Here is a 22,415-nt window from a genome sequence, read left to right on the forward strand (position 1 = left end):
ATGACGACCCGCATCGCTGTCATCGGGGTGGGCGCCATCGCCACCCAGCACCTGGTCTCGTACCAGCAGAACCCGCACGCCGAACTGGTGGCCGTGTGCGACATCGACCGGACCCGGGCCAAGGCGCGCGCCGACGAGTTCGGTGTTCCGCGCGCCACCGACGTCGTCGACGAGATCCTCACCGACCCCGGTGTGGACGCGGTGAGCATCTGCGTCCCGAACCTCCTGCACGCCACGATCGCGGAGGCGGCGCTACGAGCCGGCAAGGACGTGCTGGTCGAGAAGCCGATGTCCGTGACGGTCGCGGAGGCCGAGGCGCTGGTCCGCGCGACGCAGGAGACCGGACAGGCTCTGCAGATCGGCTACGTACGGCGGTTCGCGCCGAACGCCCTGGTGACGAAGCGTTTCCTGGACGCGGGCGAGTTCGGTGACATCTACGCCGCGCGGGCCACGATCATCCGGGCGGCGGGCAACCCCGGCGGATGGTTCGGCGACGTCCAGATCTCGGGCGGCGGTCCGCTGATCGATCTCGGCGTCCACATCATCGACCTGTGCTGGTACCTGATGGGAATGCCGACCGCCGTCTCGGCCTCGGGTGCGACGTTCTCGCCGCTCGGTGCCCGGGACAACATCCAGCACCTGACCCGGTACCGGGCCGCGTCGGAGTCCCGGGTCAACAACGTCGAGGACTACGCGACCGCGCAGATCCGGTTCGAGAACGGCGCTGTGCTCGACGTGGACACGTCGTACTCGCTGCACGCGCGGAACTCGACGAGTGTGAAGATCCACGGGGACAAGGGCGGCGCGGAGATCGAGCCCGAGCTGCTGATGATCACCGAGCGGCACGACACCCTGCTGCACGTCCAGCCGCAGATCGATTCGCTCGGCTTCGACTTCGCGGTCGGGTTCGCCAACCAGATCGACCACTTCCTGCGGATCTGCCGCCGCGAGATCCCAGCCGACGCGACCGCCGAGCACGGCCTGGAGATGGCCCGGATCCTGACCGCGATCTACGAGTCCGCACGGGCCGGCACCGAGGTGCCCATCACCCGCTGACCGACCTCAACCGCGGAGAGGAAGTGCAAAAGGTCACCGGCTTCGGCGGCGGCGGTTCTTCTGTCGCCTTCGGCGCGCCGCACACCGCGGAACGCGTGAAGGTGTTTCGGCGGACGGGACGTGCAAGGGACACCGCCTGCGGCGGCGGCTGGTGTTGGCGCCTTCGGCGCGGCGTGGATCGGTGAGCGGTTGGGGGCGGTTGGCGGACTGGCGGCGTGGGGGCGCGGCTCCGGGCTGCTTGATGGTGCTAGTCGTGGGGGGGGGGGGGGGGGGGGGGCGCCGCCGCCCCCCCCCCCCCCCCCCCACGACCAGGAAAGGACGCAGCTGTTCCGGAGCAGCTCACCGGAGTGGTCGCGTGCCGGGGGTGGATTCGGTGTGCCGGTGTGGATCCGGGGGATCTGGATCCCGAGGTCGGATTCGGGTGGGCCGGGGTTGTGTCGGCGGCGCGTCCGGAAATTGGGGTCGGATCGGACGGTGTTTGCCGGCGGCGCATCCGGAGGCTGGGTTCGGATGAACTGAACCGACGCGGAGGTCGTCAACACATCGTCGGGCTGATCACGGCCGCGGGCCTGGAGCGTGTCGGCGGCGCGCGAACTCTGTGGGCTTCAGGTCCTTGAGGAGATGGTTCGGTGGGTGGTCGGATTTGTCCGCATGCTGGTCAGGTTCGGCTGAGAGCCGCGGGCTTGAACACCCTCCGGGGACCTCGGACATCACACAGCCTGTCCTAGGTCCCCAGTTCCTGTGCAAGCCCCCAGGTGATTCCACCGGGGTCCCGGGATGCGGACGAAACTGGCCATATGCCGGGCAAACCAGGCAAACCGGGGGAGCTGGGCAAACCAGTCGAGCTGGGTCAGCCTAGGAAGTCGGGTAAGACCGGGGAAGTTGGGCAAGACCGGCGAGACCGGGCGCATGCAGCCGTGACCGTCTCGAGGCGCTCACCGGACGGTCCGTACCGTGTCGGCGCCCTGACCTATGCGTTCGTCGTCGGCCGGGCCGAACCGCTGCCGGTCCTGGACCGCAAAGTTGCCTGAGGCAATAAGCGGGTTCTGAGCCGAGGACTTCGGCGAGCAGCCGCCAGCCGTAGGTCTGCGGATGGCCATGTGAGATACCCCTGTCTGCTCGACCCGGAACCGCGCGGACCCGGCACCCAGGCCGGCGGCGACGCGAAGGCTGTTACGGGCGGACGGTTCACCCGGCCGGAACAGCACACGCAGCGCGCCGGAGCCGGACTCCTGGCGTCGGCGGGCCCACGCGATCAACGGGCCTGGATCGGTGTAGAGCGCGTCGAAGGTGTGCACCTCGACCGGGTCGAGGTGCCGCAGGATCGCCATCAGCGCGGCGCCGCCGCCCGAGTGGGCGGTCAGGATCAACCGCCCACGGGTCGCCTGGACCCCGGTTGCCGCTCGCAACCGGCGGAGCGACTCGTCGACCAGCTTCGTGACCGCACCCGGCCGGGTGAGCGCCGGGAAGCTGTAACCCCGCCCGGTCTTCCCGCCGTAGAAATGACCGCGGGGGAACACCAGCAAGCTCGGGCTGGTGCGCCCAGGAGCCGACGGACGGCGTGGATCGGCCAGCGAGGCCGCTGACCGGCCGATGTCGCGGACGAGGTGCATCGACCGGCCCCGGCGCGAGAACCCGTGCAGGTGAACGACGACGTCCACGGTCGCCTGCGCGGGCATCGCACTCCACCGCAGCAGCAACGCCGGGGGATTGCCGCGGTGCGTGGCGAGCAGCGCGAGCTGGTCGACTACCACCTGCCCGGGACCGACGCGGCCACGCTGATCGGCCACCGGTATCAAGGATGCGGTCATGGGCTGACCTTCCTGCTGATCCGGCCGTTGGTCCCATTCCCTGCAAAATCCGGGCCAGCCGGATCCCCCCAAGAGCGACCGGTCACCCCGGTCATGCGTCTCCCTACCCCGAGTCAACGGTATCGGAGTTCTGTTCATCTGGGAGCCGCTCACGGTTCACCGCAGGCGGCGACTCTGGGCGCCATGAGCACCCCCGATCTGGTTCACGAGTTGGGTTTCCGGGTTCTCGATGAAGAGGACGACGACCCGGTCCTGATACGTGCCGACGGGACTCCCGTCGACACCTGGCGGGAGGGCTACCCGTACGGCGAACGGCTGCCGCGCGAGGTGTACGACCGGGACAAGCGGCTGCTGCAGATCGAGTTGCTCAAGCTGCAGTACTGGGTGAAGCGGACGCAGCAGAAGCTGGTGATCGTGTTCGAGGGGCGGGACGCGGCCGGCAAGGGCGGGACGATCAAGCGCTTCATGGAGCACCTCAACCCGCGTGGCGCCCGGATCGTCGCGCTGGAGAAGCCGACCGAGCGCGAGCAGACCCAGTGGTACTTCCAGCGGTACGTCGAGCACCTGCCGGCCGCCGGCGAGATGGTGCTGTTCGACCGGTCCTGGTACAACCGCGCCTGCGTCGAGCGGGTGATGGGCTTCTGCACGCAGGACGAGTACGACGAGTTCATGCGGCAGGCGCCGGAGTTCGAGCGGATGCTGGTCCGGTCCGGTATCAAGCTGGTCAAGCTGTGGTTCTCGGTGTCGCAGGCCGAGCAGCAGACCCGGTTCACGATCCGCCAGATCGACCCGGTCCGGCAGTGGAAGCTGTCGCCGACCGATCTGGCGTCACTGGACAAATGGGCCGACTACACCGAGGCCAAGGAAGCGATGTTCCACTACACCGACACGCCGCACGCCCCCTGGACCGTTGTCAAGAGCAACGACAAGAAGCGCGCCCGCCTCGAGGCCATGCGCCACGTCCTGAGCCTGCACGACTACACCAACAAGGACCACGAGCTCGTCGGCCGCCCGGACCGCAACATCCTCGGCCCCGCCGCCGAGGTCCTAGAACACGGCGAATCCGCCACCCGTTTCTTCCCGGTGCTCTAGCTTCATTTCACGGCTCCCTGCATGAGGGCCTTGACGAAGTTGCGCTGGAAGATCAGGAAGATCACCAGCGAGGGCAGGATGATCAGCAGCGAACCGGCACACAGCAGGACGATGTCGGTGCCGTACTGCCCTTGGAAGGCCCCGAGCCCCCCGGCCACCGTTCGCTTCGTCGGATCGTCGACGAGGACGAGCGGCAGCAGGTACTGATTCCAGCTGGCGAGGAAGAAGAGCACCGCCAGTGCCGACCATGCCGGGGTCGCCAGTGGCAGGTGGATCCGGCGGAATGTCTGCCAGGTGCCGGCGCCGTCGACCTTCGCTGCCTCGGTGAGGGCAGGCTCGGCGCCGAGGAAGTGCGCGCGCATCCAGAAGACGCCGAACGGCATGAGCAGTCCGATCAGCGGCAGGACGATCGCCAGTCGCGTACCGAGCAGGCCGAGACTGCGGAGGTCGTAGTACAGCGGGGTGATCAGCGCCTCGAACGGCAAAGTCAGACCGACGAGCAGGAGACCGTAGATCGCCTTGCCGAACGGCACGTTCAGCTGGGCGAGGGCGTAGCCCGCCGCGGTGGCCATCGCGACCGTGGTCGGGACGACAGCCAGCACGATGAGCGTGCTCGATCGGAACAGGGCGAGGAAGTTCGCCGCGCTCCACGCGTCCACGAAGTTGCTCCAGTGCGGGTCGCTCGGCCAGGCCAGGCCCTGTGGTGTGCTGCCCGGCGCGGCCAGCGCCGTGGTGAACATGCTCAGCAGCGGCACGACCGCGAACAGCATCAGTGCGAGCAGAATTCCGGTCCGCGTGATCCGTTGCGCGATCATCGCTCCCTCCCGAGCCGCTGGATCGGCCAGATGACCACGAGTACGAGGACGGCCAGGAGCACCGCGAGCGCAGAGGCCTGGCCGACGTGCTGCTGGAGGAACGTCAGCCTGTAGATCTGCACGCCCGGCACCATCGTCTGGTAGCCGGGACCGCCCTGCGTCGCGATCTGGACGACGTCGAAACTGGCCAGCGCCGCGATCATCGTGAACGTCGTACACACGACCAGCTCCCGCCGCAGCCCCGGGAGGGTCACGGCGAGGAACTCCCTGATCCGGCCGGCGCCGTCCAGCCGGGCCGCCTCGTACAGCGCCGGGTCGATCTTCCCGATGCCCGCGAGCAGCAGCACCGTACAGAAGCCGAGCATGACCCAGACCCCGATCACGCCGACCGCCGGCAGGGCGAAGGTGAAGTCGCCCAGCCACGCCCGGGTGTACCGGTCGAGGCCGACCGCACGCATCAGCTGGTTGACCAGGCCGTTCGAGGAGTACATCCAGGTCCACGCGATGCCGGCCGCGACCAGCGGCAGTACCTGCGGGATGAACAGCATCACCCGGGCGGTCGTGCTGAACGCTCCGGGGCGGAGCTCGCGGATCAGTGAGGCCGCGATCAGCCCGAGCCCGACCGGCAGGACCGTGTAGAAGAAGACCAGGATGAACGCGTGCACGAGCGATTGCAGCAGCTCCGGCCGGGTGAAGATCGCTTTCCAGTTGTCCAGTCCGGCCGGCGTCGCCGGACCGATGCCGTCCCAGTCGTAGAACGAGTACTGCACGGACTGCGCCATCGGGAACAGTACGAACGCCGAGTACATGACGAACGCCGGTGCGACCCAGAGCAACGCACTCCACCGGCGCCGCCGGCGCCGTACAGCGGGTCGGCTGGTGGCCGCGTCTCTCGAGACGTCCGTCACAGGTGCAGCCTGATCCATCACCGACGGGCTCATTGGCCGAGGTCGCGCTCGTAGTCGGCCTGCACCTTCGCCGCGAACGACTCCGGCGTCGTCTTGCCGGCCAGCAGCAACTGTGTCTGCGGGATGAGGCTGTTGACGTGGATCGAGGCGGTGGCATCGGCCATGAAGCCGACCAGCCCGTTGCTCTTCAGCAACTCCTGGAACGCGGCGACGGTGGCGGCAACCGCCGATCCCTGAGGTGCGGTCGGAGCGGCCGCGTTCGACGGGCCGGCGGGCACGAGGCCGCCGAGCGCCACGGTGGCCTGCCGTGCCTGCGGATCGGTCTGAACGAAGTCCAGGAATGCGGCCGCGACGTCGGCGTTGGGCGACTTCGCCGGGATCCCCAGATTGGCGGCGGCGGTCATCGCGTACGACGGTCCGCCTGCCTCGCCCGGCGGGAAGAGGAAGAAGCCGAACCGACCGGCCCCGGCTTTGTCCAGTCCGGGCGCCTGCCAGTTGCCGCTGGGGAAGAAGACACCGTTGCCCTCGAGGAACTCGGCCGGCGCCCGGGTCTGGTCGATGTCGTTGACGTCAGCCGGCAGATAGCCCGCCTGTCCCCAGCGTTGCAGCGTCGTCGCCCCCTTCACGGTCGACTCGTTGTCGATGCTCGCGCCGGGCTTGGCGTAGTTCCAGTCCTGAACGGCCTGTGCGTCGCCCGCTGCCGACATCACCAGGTTCTGCAGTGGGTAGACGGAGCCGCCGTCCTTGCCGTTGATCATGATCGGCTGCAGCCCGCTGTCCTTGGCCTTGGCGAGCAGTCGCTCGAACTCGGCGACCGTCGCCGGCGGCTGGGTCATGCCGATCCGTTGGGCGAGAGCCTTGTTGTAGTACACCCCGGTGAGCCCGAACCCGGGACCGGCGGCATAGAGCGAGCCAGTCCCGCGCTGCTTGCCGTCCGGAGCGACGCGGGTCGACGCGAACTGCGACTGCGGCCATTCGTCCCATCCGTACGCCGCGGCGTACGGATCGAGGTTGGCCAGCAGGTGGTCCCCGGTCAGGTTGCCCAGCTGGGAGACGCGAACCAGGTCGGGAACGTTGCTCCCAGCAAGAATATGCGCGATGTTCGTGGTCAGAGTGGCGTAGTCCTGGTTCTCCACCTTGACGGTGACGTTGCCGTACTTCGCGTGGAACTGCTCGCCGAGCGCGGTATAGAACGCGACGTCGACGCCGCTGTTCACGAGCAGTTTCAGGGTGACCGGCGCACTGCCGACACCCGTCGTCACCGGCTTGGACGGTGCCGGGCCGGCTTCGGAGTCTCCACCGGGTGCGCAGCCGGCGAAGAGCAGGACGGACGTCAGGGCGACCGCGGCCGCCTGGAAGATTCTGCGGTACTGCGTCAGCGATCGCACGACAGCTCCTTGGACGACTCGGTCGGGTGGCTGGACTGGAAGGCCCGGCGAAGGGCGTCACCGGCGGCAGCGACGGCGTGATGGGCATCGGTCATGACGCCGAACATCTCGAAGAAGCCGTGGATCTGGCCCGCGTACTCGTGCACGTCGACCGGGACACCGGCCGCCCGCAGTCGCCGGGCATAGTCTTGGGCCTCGCCCCGTAGGAAGTCGTGCTCGGCAATGACGATCGTCGCGGGGGCGACGCCGTCCACGGACTCTGCATGGAGCGGTGACACGTACGGCGCCCTGCGGGCCGCCGGGTCGGGAACGTAGGTCGTCCAGATGTGCTGCAGCCGGCGGTAACTGTTGGCGCCGAAGCCCGGCCGGCCCGCGAAGGTCGCATACCGCCGCCGGAACTCGACCTTGTAGGCGGTGTCCTCGATGCTGTCGAGGGCCGGGTAGACGAGCAGTTGGGTCGCCAGCTGGACACCTTCGTCGCGGGCCTTGAGGGCGGTCGCGGCGGCAAGATTCCCACCCGAACTGTCGCCGCCGACGGCCACGCTGCCGAAGGAGCGCCGAGCCCACATGAGGGCGGTCCACACGTCGTCGAAGCCGGCCGGAAAGGGATGTTCGGGCGCGAGCCGGTAGCCGACCGACAGAACAGCGCACGCGGTCCGGTTCGCCAGGGCGCGGGCAACACCGTCGGCGGTGTCGAGGTCACCGTGGATCCAACCGCCCCCGTGCGCCCAGACCAGCAGATCCTGCTCCGCTCCGGTGGGACGGTACAGCCGGCACGGAACGCCGTCCGCGTCGATCGACTCGACGGACGCCACCGGCACGGGCTCGCCGGTCACGGCCAAGACCTTCTCACGGGCGTCGGCGCGCACGACCGCGATGTCGGCGCTCCACGGGTCGGGCGACGGGCCGATGCCGTCCAGGAAGACCTGGACCTGCTCGTGCGGGCGGGGCGGAGTGTCCGCATCGCCGGCAATCTGCTCTGCCCGCCAAGACGCTGAGTTCATTCGGGTCGATCCCTCCTCATTACAGACTGAGTACTCGGTCTGTTTTTCAAAAGCTACCGAGTACTCAGTCGGTTGTCTATGCTTGGCGGCGACCGTCCCGACCACCGCGAGGAGTGCGACCGTGCCCGCTGCTCAGCAGCCAAAGACCTCGGCCAAGGGTCTCGAGACCCGGGAGCGGATCGTCGACGTCGCCGTACGCTTCATCGCTCGCAACGGGGCGCGCGGCACGAGCCTCGCGGACATTGCGGCCGAGGCCGGGGTGTCGCAGACCGGCCTGCTGTATCACTTCCGTACCAAGGAGGCGCTGCTCAACGCGGTCCTGGACCGCCACCTGGCCTTCAGCGAGGAATGGCTGTGGGGCGACGGACCCGACCCGGGCGTCAAGATCGTGGACATCATCGCCCGGCACATGGCGAGCTGGCCGAGCCAGCACGACGACAAGGTGGCTAGCCTGATCGGGATGAACACGGTCGTCCTCGCGGAGAACGTCAGCCCTGACACCGAGCTCCACCCACGCTTGGTCGAGGGCTACCAGACGACGATCGATCGGGTCACGGTCACGCTGCGCGCCGCACAGGAGCGCGGTGAGATGCGCGCCGACATCGAGCCGCGGCTCAAGGCGATGGAGATCATCGCCTTCTGCTACGGGCTCGAGGCCGCGTGGTTGGTGGATCCGACGATCCCGGTCGTCGACGCTGCCGCCCGCTGGGCAGCGGAGCAGACCGCTCAGATGACTTCCTGAGAACGACGGATACCTCTCGAGCTACGTCAACGATTCAACGGTAGGTGCACGGTGAAGGTGGCGCCGTGGGGTGAGGTGTCGGTGACGGTGACTCGGCCTCGGTGGGCGGCGACCAGGGCGGCGACGATGGAGAGGCCGAGGCCGGAGCCGCCGGTCGCGCGGGTGCGGGCCGAGTCGGCTCGGTAGAACCGTTCGAAGACGCGTGCCTTCTGCTCTTCGGTGAGGCCGGGCCCGGTGTCGCTGACCTGGAGGATCGCGTCGCCGTGGCGGGTGCCGATCGAGACCGTGATCGGTGCGTCGGGCGGCGTGTGGTGCAGCGCGTTGCTGATCAGGTTGCCGAGCACCTGACGCAGCCGTGCTTCATCGCCCTCGACGACCGGCGCCTCCGAGTCCGGCAGGATCTTCAGCGAGATGTTCCGTTCCGGCTGGACGGCCTGGGCGTTGTGCAACGCGTCGGCCGCGATCGGCAGCAGGTCGACCGGTTCCATCCGGAGCGGCCGTTGCTGATCGAGACGCGCCAGCAGGAGCAGGTCGTCGACGAGCAGGCCCATCCGCTTCGCCTCGTCCTCGATGCGCTGCATGACGTCCGGGTCGGCCGAGCCGCCACGCTGGCGGCTGAGCTCCGCGAATCCCCGGATCGACGTCAGCGGTGTGCGCAGCTCATGGGAGGCGTCGGCCACGAACCGCCGCATCCGGTCCTCGGACTGACGGGCAGCCTCCTCGGAACGACGTGCCGCGTCCTCGGATCGCCGGGCCGCGAACTCCGACGCGGTCCGCTGCGCGAACGCGGTCTCGATCTGGCCGAGCATCTGGTTCAGTGCGACCGACAGACGGCCGACCTCGGTGCGTGGATTCCGCTGCGGAACCCGCCGGCCCAGGTCTCCACCGGCGATCGCGACGGCGGTGTGCTCGACGTCCTCGAGTCCGCGCAGACTTCGCCGTACGACGTAGGTCCCGACGCCGGCCAGCAGCACCAGCAGGATGAGTCCGGCGGCCGCCTGAACTCCGATCAGCCGCTGGATGGTCCGATCGAGGTCGCCGAGGCTCTGCGCGACCGTCACCGAACCCTGGCCGTTGTTGAGCGGCAGCACCACGACCCGCCAGGTCGCGTCGCCCGAGACGGCATCGGTGTTGAACGGCTTGCCGTCGAGGGCGCGGACCTGGTTGAGGTTCAGCTTCGGAAGGTCCGGCAGTGGATCTGTCTCGGCCAGGGGCGCCCGGAACGGCGAGTCGTCGGGGTCGCCCTCGGAGTCGTTGAACTGTACGACGACGAGGCTCGGCAGCGGCCGGTTCCGGCCCGGACCAGGACGCGGTGGCCGGTTGGTGGCGCTGCCGTCCTGCTGGAAGGCGACGGCCGCCTTCGTCAGCTGCGTGTCCACCCGGTCGACCAGGTAACCGCGCATGATCGTGGTTGCGAGCACGCCGGAGGCGACCAGCGCCACCGCCACCAGTGTCAGCAGGACGACGACGATGGTGACGCGAAGCGGGTACCGGTCGGTGAAGCGCCGGTGGGTCTGCTGCATCAGTTGGGGCCTCGGGGAGTGCGCAGGACGTAGCCGACCCCGCGGACGGTGTGGAGCAGCTTCTGGTCGCCGGTGTCGACCTTACGGCGCAGGTAGGACATGTACGACTCGACCACGCCGGCGTCCCCGGCGAAGTCGTAGTTCCAGACCGCGGACAGGATCTGGCCCTTCGACATCACCCGTTCGGCGTTCTCCAGCAGGCAGCGCAGCAGCTTGAACTCGGTGAGCGACAGCTGCACCGCCTGGCCGGCCTTGAACACCTCGTAGCTGTCCTCGTTCAGCTCGAGATCGGCATAGCGCAGTACGGCGGCCTCGGTCGTCGTCTGCTCGCGGTGACCGGACCGGCGGAGCAGCGCCCGGACCCGGGCGACCAGTTCGTCCAGGCTGAACGGCTTGGTCACGTAGTCGTCGCCGCCGGTGTGCAGGCCGAGCACCTTGTCCTCGACCGCGTCCCGCGCGGTGAGGAACAGCACCGGCACGTGCCGGTCCTCGCCGCGGAGCCGCCGTACCACCTCGAAGCCGTCCAGGCCGGGCATCATCACGTCCAGCACGACCAGGTCCGGCTCCACCTCCCGGGCCTTGCGCAGCGCCTCGGCGCCGTGCGTCGCCGTGGTCACCTCGTAGCCGGCGAAGCGCAGACTCGCGGACAGCAACTCGACGATGTTCGGCTCGTCGTCGACCACCAGCAGATGCGGGCTCATGCCCTCAGTCTGCCGCGGCAACCCGTGCGGACCCTGGGAGCTTCCTGGCAATCAGCTGTGAGTGGACCAGCGGAGTGCTGCGGTCAGCGGGGGCCGCGGCCGAAGCCCCAGCGCTCGCGGGCGCCCTCGCGGACGGTGCCGTCGTTGACCGAGGTGGCGGTGGCCTTGCCGTCCGCGACCACGGCGAGGACGGAGACCTTGTTCCCGGTCTTCACGTCGTCGATGCCGTCCCGGGCGGCGTTCACCAAGGTGTCCTCGGTGAGCGTGTAGGTCCGGCTGTACCCGTCCTCGCTCTTCACCGTGATGGACTCCTTGCTGACCGCGGTCACCTCACCGCGCTGCGTGGCGACGGTCTGGTAGCTCCCGTCGTCCTTCTTCACCACGAACTCCCCGTGCAGCGCCCCGCCGAGCCCGAACTGCCCACGGTGCAGACCGCCCTTGCCGGGCTCGTTCGGCTTGTCCGGGGTCGTCGACGGCGAGGCCGACGGCGACGGCGTGGGCGTCGGATCCGCGCCGCTGGACGCCCAGGCGACCCCGCCCGCCACACTCAGAACCACCACCGCAGCCGCAGTCCCGGCCGCCCGCCACCGATTCTCGAAAACCTTCTGATACGACACCATGCTTCACCCTGACCCACCAACCTCCGGTGCACCTAAGAAGACCCTGGCAATCAGATAACGCTTGGGCCCGGCGGTGAGGCCGGCCCTCCGGCCGGCCCCACCGCCGGATGCCGCAGAAGCCCCACTAGGACCTGGTCCGGCAGCCGGGCTGCTGCAAGCGGCTACTTCGGGGTGGGTGTGGCGCTGCTCCCGGACTCCGGCTTGCCGGGCTTGCCTTCGGGGGCGCCCTGAGGGCGGTCGGTGTTGTCGGTGACCTGGGTGGCGGTGGCGGTTTCGCCGGCGACCACGGCTCGGAGGCGGACGGTTTCGCCGGTCTTGAGGTCGGCGATCTTGCCGTCGCGGTTGATCTTGGTGTCGGAGTTGATCGTGTAGGTGCGGGTGTAGCCGTCGGCGCTCTTCAGCGTGATGGAGGTGTCGGTGAGCGCGGTGACCTCGCCCTTCTGGGTTGCGATGGTTTGGTAGCCGCCGCCGTCCTTGCTCGTCACGAACTCACCGTGGAGCGCGTCGCCGAGCAGCCCGCCGCGCGGACCTGGGCCCCGGTCCTGCTGCTGCCCCTGCTGGGACGGTGAGGTGGACGGGGCGGGCGTGCTGTCGCCCGTGGATGCCCAGGCGACGCCGCCGGCGACGCCGCCGGCGACGGTGGTGGCTGCTACTGCGGCTACCGTGCCGGCCGCCCGCCAGCGGTTGTCGATGAGCTTCTGGTGCAACGCCATGCTGTCGTGCCTTCCGTTACGCGCCCCGGGAGATCCCCGGCGCTGGTCCTCCCCACCGTGTCCGGCAGACCTGGCACGACCGTTGGACGGCACTGCGAAAACACTGGCAATCGACGAACTGCGGAGCGTGGCTACACGACGAACAGTACGGCGGCGAGCCATACCGCGGCGGCGAGGGACGTGCCGATGAACTCGATCAGGATGGACAGCCCAGTTGCCCGGAGCGCGTGCTTCGTCGACCCCCAGGCATGCCCGTGGCTGCCGAGCCGCTGCCGCTCCGACAGGTACACGCCGAGCGGGAAGCCGACGAACATCCCGACCACCGGGATCACGAAGAACCCGACGATGCCGAGTACGACGCCGACGAACATCGACCGTCGCGGCACCCCGGACTCCCGGAGCCGTCGCTCCGGTACGACGTACTTCACCACCTGACTGGCCCCGATCAGCACGATCGCCGCGGCCAGCACGATCCAGCCGGTCGCGCTCTGCTCCTCCAGCGCCCAGATCAGGATCGCCGCGAGGCTCAGGAGGGCACCCGGCAGCACCGGGACGACGATGCCCACGATCCCGACGAAGATCGCCACACCGACGAGGAACGTCGCAACACTGTTCACATCGGCAACTCTGCCGCATTCTGCAGCTGTTTGCTCGTAGGTGCACAAACAGGAGGACAGACGAGCGGGCGCACGGCGGACCCTTAGGGTAGGTGACATGCCCCAGCTGCACGAACTGGTCATCGCACTCGCTGCTCCCTGGGTGGTCCTCTCGCCCCGCTCCGGTCAGCTCACCGGCACCGGCGCGGAGGGGGTCTACGCCCGGGACCGGCGCATCCTGTCCCGGCTGAGCGTCACCGTCGACGGCGAGCCGCCGGTCCCGATCCACGCGGACGAACGCTCTGCCTCGGTGCACGAGTACGTCGCCGTCGTCGAAGGACTGGGCGACTCCAACCGGCACGACCCGACCGTGATGCTGTACCGAACCCGCGAGGTCCGCTCCGACGGCATCACCGAGCACATCCGCCTGGTGAACCGCTCCCGGGCCACGGTCGAGTGCAGGCTGGACGTTGCCCTGGGCACCGACCTCGCGGGTACGGCGGCCGTCCGCAGCGGCGCCGCCGCGGACCTGCCCGAGCTCAGTCCCGCGTACGACGGCGCGGCCCGGCTGCACTGGGACAACTCCGGCACCCGGGTGACAGTGCACCTCGACCCCGGCGTGACCGCGAGGCCGCGCCTGGAGCCGGGGGAGGAGTTCACGGTGACCTTGCAGGTCGCAGCGGACTTCCCGAAGCCGACGACCGCCTTCAGCATCGACCCGCCGGCCGACCGGCAGCCCTACGCCTTTGTCGTCGACTGCAACGACAAGCGCGTGGACCGCTGGGTGACCCGATCGCTCGCGGACGTGCAGGCTCTGCAACTCGCAGCCGGCGACGACCGCTACCTCGGCGCCGGACCACCCTGGTACCTCACCCTGTTCGGCCGCGACTCGCTGATCTCCTCCGGCATGCTCATCCCGGTCGACCCCGAGCTGGCCGCAGGCACGCTCCGGGCTCTCGCCGCGTGGCAGGGCACCAAGGTCGACCCCGACTCGGCCGAGCAGCCCGGCAAGATCCCGCACGAGCTCCGCGCCGAAGTGGCCGACCACGGCGGCGGCCTGGTCCTGCCCGCGGCGTACTACGGCACGCACGACGCGACCCAGCTCTGGATCACCACCCTGCACAAGGCCTGGCGCTGGGGAATGCCCGCCGACCAGGTCCGGGACCTGCTGCCCAACCTCCGCAACGCCCTGACCTGGATGAAGGAGTACTCCGACCCAGACGACGACGGCTTCCTCGAGTACATCGACGAGTCCGGCCACGGCCTGGCCAACCAGGGCTGGAAGGACTCGGCCGACGCAGTGCAGTGGCCGGACGGCACGATCGCCTCCGCGCCGATCGCGCTGTGCGAGGTCCAGGGTTACGCGTACGCCGCAGCCGTCCGTGGAGCCGAGTTGCTCGAGGCCCACCGCGAGTCCGGTGATGAGTGGCGGGTGTGGGCGGCTGCATTGCAGGAGCGGTTCCGCAGCGCCTTCTGGGTCGACGGCTATCCGGCCATCGCGCTCGACGGCGAGAAGAACCCGGTCGCCGGGCGCGCGTCGAACATGGGCCACTTGCTCGGCACCGGTCTGCTCGACGCCGACGAGGAGCTGACAGTCGCCGAGGTCCTGGCCGGCGCCGATCTGGACAGCGGCTTCGGACTGCGAACGTTGACCACGGCAATGACCCGGTTCAACCCGCTCGGCTACCACACCGGCAGCGTCTGGCCGCACGACACCGCGATGGCCGTCCAGGGCCTGTACGCGACCGGGCACGCCTCGCGTGCTTCGTCGTACGTCGAGGGTCTGATGCGTGCTGCTGAGGCGTTCGACTACCGGCTGCCGGAGTTGTACGGCGGCCGCGGGCTGGCGGACGAGTCGACGCCGACGCCGTACCCGCTGTCGTGCTTCCCGCAGGCATGGGCCGCCGCCTCCGCGATCGCGGTCGTCGTCGCGGCGCTGGGGATCGAGCCCGACGTCCCGGGCGGCACGCTGGTGCTCAACCCGGCAGAAACGATGCCCTGGGAGTCGCTGAAGGTGTCCGGTCTTCGGCTGGGGAACGACAGCCTGTCCCTGCACTGGCAGTCGGGCGAGTTGACGGTACTGGAGGCCCCGGAGGGCCTCACACGGTGAGGACGGCAGCTGTCGCGAGGGCCAGGTAGACCGCGGCGACGATGCGGTTGCGCCACCGGCTGGAGGCCCGCGCCGAGCGGACCCGGCGGCCGATCGCATCGGCGCCGACGGCGTAGCAGAGGTCGAGCGTCAGGCCGATAACGAGGGCGCCGACACCGAGCAGCAGCATCTCGGTCCGTAGCTGGTCGGGTCCGGAGCCGCGGCTGGTGAACTGCGGCAGGAAGGCGAGGAAGAACAGCGCCGCCTTCGGGTTCAGCAGGTTCACCACGACGCCGTCCCGGAAGACGCGGCCCAGCGGCGCGGGCGGAACGCCGCCGGCGGTCTCGGTCGCCGGCATCCGCAGCATCTTCACGCCGAGGTAGGCCAGGTAGAGCGCGCCGGTCAGGGTGATCGCGGTGAACAACACCGGCGACGCCTTGACGAGCGTCGCCAGCCCAAGGGCGGCGACGACGATGTAGACCAGGGTGCCGGTCTCGATCGCGAGCGCGGAGACCACCCCGGCTCGGCGTCCCTGGGTGAGGGACCGGAGCGAGATGTAGAGATTGTTCGGCCCCGGCATCCCGACCAGCACCACCGTCGTGCCGGCGAACCCCAGCAGCTGCGCGATCCCCATGATCCTTCTCCCTCTCGAACTGGACTGGCTTGTGGTACTAGCCTGGCCGCGAGAGAAGCAGTCCACCCGAGCCAATAAGGGGAGAAGTGGACCGTTCTGGAGATGCCGCCGCACTGGCGGACCTGATCGGCGGCCCGCTGACCGGGCCGGGCGGCGGCCTGTACCGCCGGCTGGCCGACGCGATCGCCGGCCTGATCGGCTCGGCCGAGCTACCGGTCGGCGCCCGCCTGCCCGCCGAACGCCGCCTCGCCGAGGCCCTCGCAGTCAGTCGCTCGACCGTCGTCGCGGCGTACGACGAGCTCCGCGCCCGCGGCCTGGTCGAGAGCCGCCGGGGGAGCGGTACGACGATCGCCCGAGCCGCGAGCCGTGGTCGTTCACGAGCGGACAAGCGAATGCCGGTGGGGTACGGCGAGTCGCTGTTCCATCGGATAGCGGTCGGACCAGGTGAGGTCATCTCGCTGACCTACGCCGTCGACCCGGGGATGCCCGAGTTGGCCGCAGAGCTGATCGAGCTGGCGAGCAGCGACCTGCCGACGCTCCTGGACGATGTCGGCTATCACCCACGCGGGCTGCGGGTGCTGCGGGAGCGGATCGCCGAGCACTTCGAGGAGTCCGGCCTGCCGACGTCACCTGACGAGATCGTGGTGACCACCGGTGCGCACCAAGCGATCGCGTTGGTGACCCAGATGTACTTACGGACCGGGGCGGCCGTGGTCATCGAGCAGCCCAGTTGGCCCGGTTGCTTCGATCTGTTCGGGGCGGCTGGCGGCCGGGTGGTCGGCGTACCGCTGGATGATGCCGGGATCCGGCCGGATCTGCTGACGACTGCGTTCGCCGAGCACCAGCCGGCCATGCTGTTCGTGATGCCGACGTTCCACAACCCGACTGGGCGGCTGATGTCCGCGAACCGGCGGCGGCAGGTGGCCGAGCTCGCGGCCAAGCACGGTGTCGTGGTGGTCGAGGACAACGCGTACTCGGCGTGGGATCCGGCCGGGCCGGCGATCCCTCCGCCGCTGGCGGCGTACGCGCCGGACGGCAGCGAGGTGCTGACGATCGGATCGGTGTCGAAGGCGGTGTGGGGTGGGCTGCGGATCGGATGGATCCGCGCGTCGCGGCCGCTGGCCGAACGGCTGGCGCGGCACAAGGCACTGGCCGACCTCGGCAGTCCGGTGATCGACCAGGCGTTGACGGCGCGGCTGCTACCACGGCTGGGGGAGCTGACGGCGGCGCGGGGGCGGGTGGCGACGGCGCGACGGAAGCTGATGGGGCAGTTGCTGACCGAGCGGCTACCGGACTGGGAGTGGTCCGAGCCGGAGGGCGGGTCGGCGTTGTGGATCCGGCTGCCGGACACCGACGCGCGGGTGTTCGCCCAGGTGGCACTGCGTCATGGGGTCGAGGTGGTCGCGGGTCGGGCGATGGATCCGACCGGCCGGCACGACGACCACCTGCGGGTGCCGTTCGCGTACGCCGAGCCCGTGCTTGACGACGCGGTCGCGAGACTCGCCCGGGCTTGGCAAGAACTACGCCGGCACGGCCCGCCTCCCGAGGTACCTCTCATCTGACGCTTCCGACGTACCTCTCATCTGACAATGAAGGATGGCGGCCACCCTTCCGGGTGACCGCCATCACAGCCTCTATGACTTTGGCGCCGTCGTTGGCGCGTTTGTGAAGCTTGGGCTTACCGCTCGTCGTCCGCAGCGACGCTCGGGGTGGCTTCGAGCCGGCCCGTCTCGTCGTGGATGGTGATCGCGATGTTGCGCAGCTTCTCCGCGTGCTCCCGGCTGTGGTGGGCGCAGAAGAGCAGCTCCCCACCGGAGGTCAGGGTGACACGGACGTAGGCCTGCGCGCCGCAGCGGTCACAACGGTCCGCAGCCGACAGGGTCGAACTCGGGGCGAGTGCTGTAGTCACTTGAGGCCTCATCTCATCTAGTTCCGTACTCACCAGATAGCAACATCCTGACATGCGGATCGCTTCCCGGTAGGGGCAGCGTGTCCGTATGTGAGACGAACCACCTGTTCCCGTATGACGCATCTTGACGAGGAATCGTTTCGGAAGCGGGCGAATTTATGTTTCCGGCGGGTGTCGGGCGTGTCTTCTCTCACTGTGCGCCATGGTGCCGTCACTGTGCGCCAATGTTCGGAGTGTCGTACACCACTCCGGATCGAGTCCGGATCGATACCTGCCAAAACACCTTTCTGATCGAGCGATCCGCTGTGACCCCGGTACCCGGTCGCATGCCCGCCACAGCCCCGGTTGCACGGTTTTGGGGGTCGGGCCGCATAGTCTGTGAGCAGGCGTTCGGACCCCGGCCGGGTCCGGATGTGTTGCAGTGAGTTTGTGAACCAGTGAAGGAGCCCAGTGGCCGCCCCGACGCCTCGCAGTACCGAGCTCGACCCGACGTACAACGCCCGGCACCTCCTCGTCCTCGAAGGACTCGAGGCGGTGCGCAAGCGGCCGGGTATGTACATCGGGTCCACCGACAGCCGCGGCCTGATGCACTGCCTGTGGGAGATCATCGACAACGCCGTCGACGAGGCCCTGGCCGGGCACGGCGAGCGGATCGACGTCGTGCTGTACAAGGACGGCTCGGTCGAGGTGAAGGACCGCGCCCGCGGCATCCCGGTCGACATCGAGCCGAAGACCAAACTCAGCGGTGTCGAGGTCGTGTTCACCAAGCTGCACGCCGGCGGCAAGTTCGGCGGCGGCTCCTACAACGCCTCCGGCGGTCTGCACGGTGTCGGCGCCTCGGTGGTGAACGCGCTGTCCGCGCGCCTCGACGTCGAGGTGGACCGCGGCGGGGTGGTCTGGACCACCTCCTTCCGGCGCGGTGTCGCCGGTGAGTTCGACGGCGAGGGCGCTTCGGCCGGGTTCACGCCGGCGAAGGGACTGCGCAAGGCCGGGCGGGCCAAGAAGGGCGTCACCGGGACGCGGATCCGGTACTGGGCGGACCGCCAGATCTTCACCCGGGACGCGACCTTCAACTACGACGAGCTGGTCACCCGGGCGCGGCAGACGTCGTTCCTGGTGCCCGGGCTCGAGCTGGTGATCCGGGACGAGCGCGGCGACGAGGTCACCGAGGAGACCTTCAAGCACGACGGCGGGATCAGCGAGTTCTGCGAGTTCCTGGCCACCGACCAGAAGGTCACCGAGGTGATCCGGCTGACCGGAACCGGCCACTTCACCGAGACCGTGCCGATGCTCGACGACGCCGGGCACATGACCCCGACCGACGTCGAGCGCGACCTGGACGTCGACATCGCGGTCCGCTGGGGCGACGGGTACGAGACCGAGCTCCGCTCGTTCGTGAACATCGTGGCCACGCCCAAGGGCGGCACCCACGTGGCCGGCTTCGAGCGCGCGCTGGCCAAGAGCTTCACCAACGCCCTCGACGGCACCCGGCTGCTGAAGAGCGGCGAGGAGGTCATCAAGGACGACGTCCTGGAGGGCCTGACCTCCGTCGTCACGGTCCGGCTGGCCGAGCCGCAGTTCGACGGCCAGACCAAGGAGGTCCTCGGCACGCCGGCCGCCTCGCGGATCGTCGCGAAGGTCGTGCAGAGCGAGCTGGAGTCGTTCCTCACCTCGAACAAGCGCGAGCACAAGGCGCAGGCCCGCGCCGTACTCGAGAAGGTCGTCGCAGCCTCCCGGACCAGGGTGGCCGCGCGTCAGCACCGCGAGCTGCAGCGACGCAAGACGGCGCTGGAGTCGTCGGCGCTGCCGGCGAAGCTGGCCGACTGCCGCAGCAACGACGTGGACCGCTCCGAGCTGTTCATCGTCGAGGGTGACTCGGCGCTCGGTACGGCGAAGCTGGCCCGCAGCTCGGAGTTCCAGGCGCTGCTGCCGATCCGGGGCAAGATCCTGAACGTGCAGAAGGCGTCGGTCGGCGACATGCTGAAGAACGCCGAGTGCGCCTCGATCATCCAGGTCGTCGGCGCCGGGTCCGGCCGCAGCTTCGACCTCGAGCAGGTCCGCTACGGCAAGATCATCTTCATGGCCGACGCCGACTCCGACGGCGCGCACATCCGCTGCCTGCTGGCCACGCTGTTCTTCCGGTACATGCGGCCGCTGGTCGAGGCCGGCCGGGTCTACACCGCCGTACCGCCGCTGCACCGGTTCGAGTTGACGAACCCGAAGAAGGGGCAGGAGAAGTACCTGTACACCTACAGCGACGCCGAGTACCAGCGGAAGACGGCCGAGCTGATGAAGAAGAACGTGCGCTGGAAGGAACCGCCGCAGCGCTACAAGGGTCTCGGTGAGATGGACGCCGACCAGCTCGCGGAAACCACCATGGACCCTCGGCACCGCACGCTCCGCCGCATCACCGTCGACGACGGCGAGGCCGCAGCCCACGTTTTCGACCTCCTGATGGGCAACGACGTCGCGCCGCGCAAGGAGTTCCTGGTCCAGGGCGCCTACGAACTCGACGAGAACCGCATCGACGTCTGACGGACGGCGGGTGGGCCTGAGCGGCTCAGCTCACGGTGCTGTGTGCCGCTCTCGTCCACACCTCGTGCGGAGTCTGTCCACGGCGGAACCCGCACGACTCGACCATCGCCGCTGCCGCCGCGAAGCCGTGCCCGACCGCGGCCGGGTCATGCGCGTCACTGCCGAAGACAACCGCATCACCACCGGCCTGATACCACCAACGGACGACCTCACCATGCAGCGGCACTTTCGTATTCACCTCCAGCGCTCTGCCACTTCCGGCCAGCGCGCGGAGAACAGCGCGGAATTCGTCCTCGAAAGTGGCCGGCTCGTAGACGCCCGAGCGCTGCGGCCAGTAGCGGATCGGGTAGTCGATGTGGGCCAGCACGGCGAACGGGGCGGATGACTCCACCAGCCGGAGGACCTCAGCCAGGTACTCCTGAACCAACTGCGGACTCGGGCGGCGAGCGTACAAACTGCTGATCTCCCGGTGCCCGTCGCCATCCGGCAATGCATGCACCGACCCGAGCACCCGCTCGAACCCACCACTGCGGAGCAGTTCGGCCGTCTGCTCGGGATGCCAGTGCGGTTCACTCAGCTCGACACCCGACAGAATGCGAAGCTCGGGGAACCGCCCCCGGCAGCGCTCGATACACGCCAGATATCCCGACACCTCCAGTGCCGGAGCCTCGAGAACCCCGTCGGGCCGGACCCGGACCCGGAGGTGCTCGGGCAGCAGGTCCACTTCTTCACCAGCTATCTCCCACGGCGTCAGGTCGGCGTGCTCGGTAAATGCCACCGACGGCAGGCCGAGCTCGATCGCCCTGGCGCACGAAGCCTCCATCGATCCGACGGCGGTGTCCCACGACCACTCCGTGTGCACGTGGCCGTCCGGTGGCATGACCGAGTCCATACCTGTTCGACCCCTAGATAGGCTGTTGTCACTCGTGCCCTGAACGACAAGGATCGCATCGAACGTGACCGCCGATGGTAGGACCCCGCGCCTGGCCTGCTTCGACCTGGACAACACGTTGATCGATCGCGATGGCGCGTTCCTGGCGTGGGCTCGGTGGTTCGTGGAGCGGGCCGGGGTGGGGGAGGACGCGGTTGGGTGGTTGGTTGCTCATGACAACGGTGGGTTCACGGCGCGGGAGGAGTTGTTCGCGGGGTTGCGGTCGGCGTTCGGGGTGAGGGGTTCGGTCGAGGAGTTGGTCGCCGCTTACGATCGCGAGCATCCACCGTTCACGTGGGTGCAGCCGGCGGTGCTGGATGGGCTGGCTTCGTTGCGTACGGCGGGGTGGCGGGTGGCGGTGGTGACGAACGGGAACGTCGTACAGCAGACGGGCAAGCTCGAGCACACCGGGATCGCGGCGGCCGTCGACTATTGCTGCATCTCGCAGGCCGCGGGGGTGCGGAAGCCGGACCGCCGCATCTTCGAGATCGCTGCATCCCAGACTGGCGCCACCCTCACGGACGGCTGGATGGTCGGCGACCACCCGTCGTACGACGTAGCCGGCGGTATCAACGCCGGCCTCAAAACCATCCGCATCGGCCACCACCACACCCTGGACACCCCGGTCGCCGACCACCACTTCGACTCGATCCTCAAGTCCTTCCCCACCATCCTCGCCAGCTGATTCCTTCCCACGCGCACCGATTAGGTTTCCGCGCGGTGCCCGTCTGTACGTGTGAGATCGACTCACAGGAGGCTGGCACGATGCGGAAACTGATCTTCGGAATGAACGTGAGCCTGGACGGCTACATCGCCGCGCCCGGCGACGACCTCGGCTGGAGCGTACCGGGCGACGAACTGTTCCAGTGGTGGTCCGACCGGGTGGGGGCGACCGACCTGGCGCTGTACGGGCGCAAACTGTGGGAGACGATGAGCTCCCACTGGCCGACCGCCGACCAGCAGCCCGGCGCCACACCGGCGGAGATCGAGTTCGCCCGCCGCTGGCGGGACATGCCGAAGGTCGTGTTCTCCTCGACGACCAGCACGGTCGACTGGAACACCCGCCTCGTCACCGGCGACGCGGTCACCGAGATCACCCGGCTCAAGGCCGAAGACGGCGGCCCTATGGACCTCGTCGGCGCCACACTCGCCGCAGCGGCCATGCGGGCCGGGCTGATCGACGAGTACCTGCTGGTCACCGCACCGGTCTTGCTGGGCGGCGGCACGCCGTTCTTCACCGCCCTGGACAGCTGGGTGAACCTGAACCTGGTGGAGACGCGGACGTTTCCCGGCGGCGTCGTACTGACCCGCTACGAGACGAGGCGCTGAGCACGGGCCAGATGCTCGG

21 protein-coding genes are annotated in these 22,415 nt (G+C 69.0%); 8 read left to right on the plus strand and 13 right to left on the minus strand.

Annotation, left to right across the window (positions count from 1 at the left end):
- On the plus strand, positions 1 to 1,056 hold the full coding sequence (locus ACIBGM_RS26310) for a Gfo/Idh/MocA family oxidoreductase (protein ID WP_360523810.1): 1,056 nt from the start codon (positions 1 to 3) through the stop codon (positions 1,054 to 1,056).
- Positions 1,057 to 1,991: 935 nt separating this feature from the next.
- Here the strand turns inward: ACIBGM_RS26310 and ACIBGM_RS26315 are convergent.
- Entirely contained in the window at positions 1,992 to 2,867 is an 876-nt protein-coding gene (locus tag ACIBGM_RS26315; protein WP_360536299.1) for a hypothetical protein, read from the minus strand.
- A 183-nt stretch (positions 2,868 to 3,050) separates the two neighbouring features.
- Between ACIBGM_RS26315 and ppk2 the strand changes: the two genes are divergently transcribed.
- Positions 3,051 to 3,959: a polyphosphate kinase 2 gene (ppk2, locus tag ACIBGM_RS26320; RefSeq protein ID WP_360536301.1), complete on the plus strand. Its 909-nt coding sequence runs from the start codon at positions 3,051 to 3,053 to the stop codon at positions 3,957 to 3,959.
- A gap of 2 nt (positions 3,960 to 3,961) precedes the next feature.
- Here the strand turns inward: ppk2 and ACIBGM_RS26325 are convergent, their stop codons facing one another.
- The 4 genes from ACIBGM_RS26325 to ACIBGM_RS26340 are packed head-to-tail and all read right to left on the minus strand — an operon-like array spanning position 3,962 to position 8,074.
- Positions 3,962 to 4,774, minus strand: a complete 813-nt coding sequence (locus tag ACIBGM_RS26325; RefSeq protein ID WP_360536303.1) for a carbohydrate ABC transporter permease — start codon at positions 4,772 to 4,774, stop codon at positions 3,962 to 3,964.
- Positions 4,771 to 5,682, minus strand: a complete 912-nt coding sequence (locus ACIBGM_RS26330) for a sugar ABC transporter permease (RefSeq protein ID WP_360536305.1) — start codon at positions 5,680 to 5,682, stop codon at positions 4,771 to 4,773. Before ACIBGM_RS26330 ends, ACIBGM_RS26325 begins: the two co-directional genes overlap by 4 nt.
- A 29-nt stretch (positions 5,683 to 5,711) precedes the next feature.
- Positions 5,712 to 7,070 (minus strand): ABC transporter substrate-binding protein, encoded by a 1,359-nt coding sequence (locus ACIBGM_RS26335; RefSeq protein ID WP_396387004.1) that lies wholly within the window; start codon positions 7,068 to 7,070, stop codon positions 5,712 to 5,714.
- The gene (locus ACIBGM_RS26340; RefSeq protein ID WP_360536309.1) at positions 7,058 to 8,074 is read right to left on the minus strand and encodes an alpha/beta hydrolase; all 1,017 of its coding nucleotides are present in this window, start codon (positions 8,072 to 8,074) and stop codon (positions 7,058 to 7,060) included. Before ACIBGM_RS26340 ends, ACIBGM_RS26335 begins: the two co-directional genes overlap by 13 nt.
- Positions 8,075 to 8,195: 121 nt before the next feature.
- On the opposite strand from ACIBGM_RS26340, the gene ACIBGM_RS26345 reads away from it, so the two are divergent.
- A complete protein-coding gene (locus ACIBGM_RS26345; protein WP_360536311.1) occupies positions 8,196 to 8,816 on the plus strand; it encodes a TetR/AcrR family transcriptional regulator in 621 nt (206 codons plus the stop codon).
- 26 nt (positions 8,817 to 8,842) lie between these two features.
- Here ACIBGM_RS26345 and ACIBGM_RS26350 read toward each other — a convergent pair whose 3' ends face one another.
- From ACIBGM_RS26350 to ACIBGM_RS26370, 5 genes are all read right to left on the minus strand, one after another.
- Positions 8,843 to 10,339, minus strand: a complete 1,497-nt coding sequence (locus tag ACIBGM_RS26350) for a HAMP domain-containing sensor histidine kinase (RefSeq protein WP_360536313.1) — start codon at positions 10,337 to 10,339, stop codon at positions 8,843 to 8,845.
- The gene (locus tag ACIBGM_RS26355) at positions 10,339 to 11,040 is read right to left on the minus strand and encodes a response regulator transcription factor (RefSeq protein ID WP_360536315.1); all 702 of its coding nucleotides are present in this window, start codon (positions 11,038 to 11,040) and stop codon (positions 10,339 to 10,341) included. The genes ACIBGM_RS26350 and ACIBGM_RS26355 overlap by 1 nt, the downstream gene beginning before the upstream one ends.
- A gap of 83 nt (positions 11,041 to 11,123) precedes the next feature.
- On the minus strand, positions 11,124 to 11,660 hold the full coding sequence (locus ACIBGM_RS26360; protein ID WP_360536317.1) for a hypothetical protein: 537 nt from the start codon (positions 11,658 to 11,660) through the stop codon (positions 11,124 to 11,126).
- Positions 11,661 to 11,821: 161 nt separating this feature from the next.
- Positions 11,822 to 12,373, minus strand: a complete 552-nt coding sequence (locus ACIBGM_RS26365) for a hypothetical protein (RefSeq protein ID WP_360536319.1) — start codon at positions 12,371 to 12,373, stop codon at positions 11,822 to 11,824.
- Positions 12,374 to 12,504: 131 nt separating this feature from the next.
- Positions 12,505 to 12,990 (minus strand): DUF456 domain-containing protein, encoded by a 486-nt coding sequence (locus ACIBGM_RS26370; protein WP_396387005.1) that lies wholly within the window; start codon positions 12,988 to 12,990, stop codon positions 12,505 to 12,507.
- Positions 12,991 to 13,087: 97 nt separating this feature from the next.
- Between ACIBGM_RS26370 and ACIBGM_RS26375 the strand changes: the two genes are divergently transcribed.
- On the plus strand, positions 13,088 to 15,079 hold the full coding sequence (locus ACIBGM_RS26375; RefSeq protein WP_396387006.1) for a glycogen debranching N-terminal domain-containing protein: 1,992 nt from the start codon (positions 13,088 to 13,090) through the stop codon (positions 15,077 to 15,079).
- Here ACIBGM_RS26375 and ACIBGM_RS26380 read toward each other — a convergent pair.
- Positions 15,069 to 15,692 carry a LysE family translocator gene (locus ACIBGM_RS26380; RefSeq protein WP_396387007.1) on the minus strand — a complete coding sequence of 208 codons (624 nt, stop codon included), beginning with the start codon at positions 15,690 to 15,692 and terminating at the stop codon, positions 15,069 to 15,071. The two genes, ACIBGM_RS26375 and ACIBGM_RS26380, sit on opposite strands and share 11 nt — an antisense overlap.
- Before the next feature lie 86 nt (positions 15,693 to 15,778).
- On the opposite strand from ACIBGM_RS26380, the gene ACIBGM_RS26385 reads away from it, so the two are divergent.
- The gene (locus tag ACIBGM_RS26385) at positions 15,779 to 17,254 is read left to right on the plus strand and encodes a PLP-dependent aminotransferase family protein (protein ID WP_396387008.1); all 1,476 of its coding nucleotides are present in this window, start codon (positions 15,779 to 15,781) and stop codon (positions 17,252 to 17,254) included.
- A gap of 116 nt (positions 17,255 to 17,370) precedes the next feature.
- Here the strand turns inward: ACIBGM_RS26385 and ACIBGM_RS26390 are convergent, their stop codons facing one another.
- Positions 17,371 to 17,613 (minus strand): hypothetical protein, encoded by a 243-nt coding sequence (locus tag ACIBGM_RS26390; RefSeq protein WP_360536329.1) that lies wholly within the window; start codon positions 17,611 to 17,613, stop codon positions 17,371 to 17,373.
- Between the two features lie 438 nt (positions 17,614 to 18,051).
- Between ACIBGM_RS26390 and ACIBGM_RS26395 the strand changes: the two genes are divergently transcribed.
- Positions 18,052 to 20,136 (plus strand): DNA topoisomerase IV subunit B, encoded by a 2,085-nt coding sequence (locus tag ACIBGM_RS26395; protein ID WP_360536331.1) that lies wholly within the window; start codon positions 18,052 to 18,054, stop codon positions 20,134 to 20,136.
- Positions 20,137 to 20,161: 25 nt separating this feature from the next.
- Here ACIBGM_RS26395 and ACIBGM_RS26400 read toward each other — a convergent pair whose 3' ends face one another.
- Entirely contained in the window at positions 20,162 to 21,028 is an 867-nt protein-coding gene (locus ACIBGM_RS26400) for a PHP domain-containing protein (RefSeq protein ID WP_396387009.1), read from the minus strand.
- 64 nt (positions 21,029 to 21,092) lie between these two features.
- On the opposite strand from ACIBGM_RS26400, the gene ACIBGM_RS26405 reads away from it, so the two are divergent.
- Both ACIBGM_RS26405 and ACIBGM_RS26410 read left to right on the plus strand, forming a co-directional pair.
- The gene (locus ACIBGM_RS26405) at positions 21,093 to 21,752 is read left to right on the plus strand and encodes an HAD family hydrolase (protein ID WP_396387010.1); all 660 of its coding nucleotides are present in this window, start codon (positions 21,093 to 21,095) and stop codon (positions 21,750 to 21,752) included.
- Positions 21,753 to 21,832: 80 nt separating this feature from the next.
- A complete protein-coding gene (locus tag ACIBGM_RS26410) occupies positions 21,833 to 22,396 on the plus strand; it encodes a dihydrofolate reductase family protein (RefSeq protein WP_396387011.1) in 564 nt (187 codons plus the stop codon).
- Positions 22,397 to 22,415: the final 19 nt, after the last annotated feature.

Source organism: Kribbella sp. NPDC050470, assembly GCF_044458365.1.
Lineage (GTDB): Bacteria > Actinomycetota > Actinomycetes > Propionibacteriales > Kribbellaceae > Kribbella.

What these genes read in the sequence shown, in the direction of transcription:
- ACIBGM_RS26310 (WP_360523810.1), top strand. Translation starts at nt 1, where the DNA reads ATGACGACCCGCATCGCTGTCATCGGGGTGGGCGCCATCGCCACCCAG.
- ACIBGM_RS26315 (WP_360536299.1), bottom strand. Translation starts at nt 2,867, where the DNA reads ATGACCGCATCCTTGATACCGGTGGCCGATCAGCGTGGCCGCGTCGGT.
- ppk2 (WP_360536301.1), top strand. Translation starts at nt 3,051, where the DNA reads ATGAGCACCCCCGATCTGGTTCACGAGTTGGGTTTCCGGGTTCTCGAT.
- ACIBGM_RS26325 (WP_360536303.1), bottom strand. Translation starts at nt 4,774, where the DNA reads ATGATCGCGCAACGGATCACGCGGACCGGAATTCTGCTCGCACTGATG.
- ACIBGM_RS26340 (WP_360536309.1), bottom strand. Translation starts at nt 8,074, where the DNA reads ATGAACTCAGCGTCTTGGCGGGCAGAGCAGATTGCCGGCGATGCGGAC.
- ACIBGM_RS26350 (WP_360536313.1), bottom strand. Translation starts at nt 10,339, where the DNA reads ATGCAGCAGACCCACCGGCGCTTCACCGACCGGTACCCGCTTCGCGTC.
- ACIBGM_RS26355 (WP_360536315.1), bottom strand. Translation starts at nt 11,040, where the DNA reads ATGAGCCCGCATCTGCTGGTGGTCGACGACGAGCCGAACATCGTCGAG.
- ACIBGM_RS26360 (WP_360536317.1), bottom strand. Translation starts at nt 11,660, where the DNA reads ATGGTGTCGTATCAGAAGGTTTTCGAGAATCGGTGGCGGGCGGCCGGG.
- ACIBGM_RS26365 (WP_360536319.1), bottom strand. Translation starts at nt 12,373, where the DNA reads ATGGCGTTGCACCAGAAGCTCATCGACAACCGCTGGCGGGCGGCCGGC.
- ACIBGM_RS26375 (WP_396387006.1), top strand. Translation starts at nt 13,088, where the DNA reads ATGCCCCAGCTGCACGAACTGGTCATCGCACTCGCTGCTCCCTGGGTG.
- ACIBGM_RS26380 (WP_396387007.1), bottom strand. Translation starts at nt 15,692, where the DNA reads ATGGGGATCGCGCAGCTGCTGGGGTTCGCCGGCACGACGGTGGTGCTG.
- ACIBGM_RS26390 (WP_360536329.1), bottom strand. Translation starts at nt 17,613, where the DNA reads ATGAGGCCTCAAGTGACTACAGCACTCGCCCCGAGTTCGACCCTGTCG.
- ACIBGM_RS26400 (WP_396387009.1), bottom strand. Translation starts at nt 21,028, where the DNA reads ATGGACTCGGTCATGCCACCGGACGGCCACGTGCACACGGAGTGGTCG.
- ACIBGM_RS26410 (WP_396387011.1), top strand. Translation starts at nt 21,833, where the DNA reads ATGCGGAAACTGATCTTCGGAATGAACGTGAGCCTGGACGGCTACATC.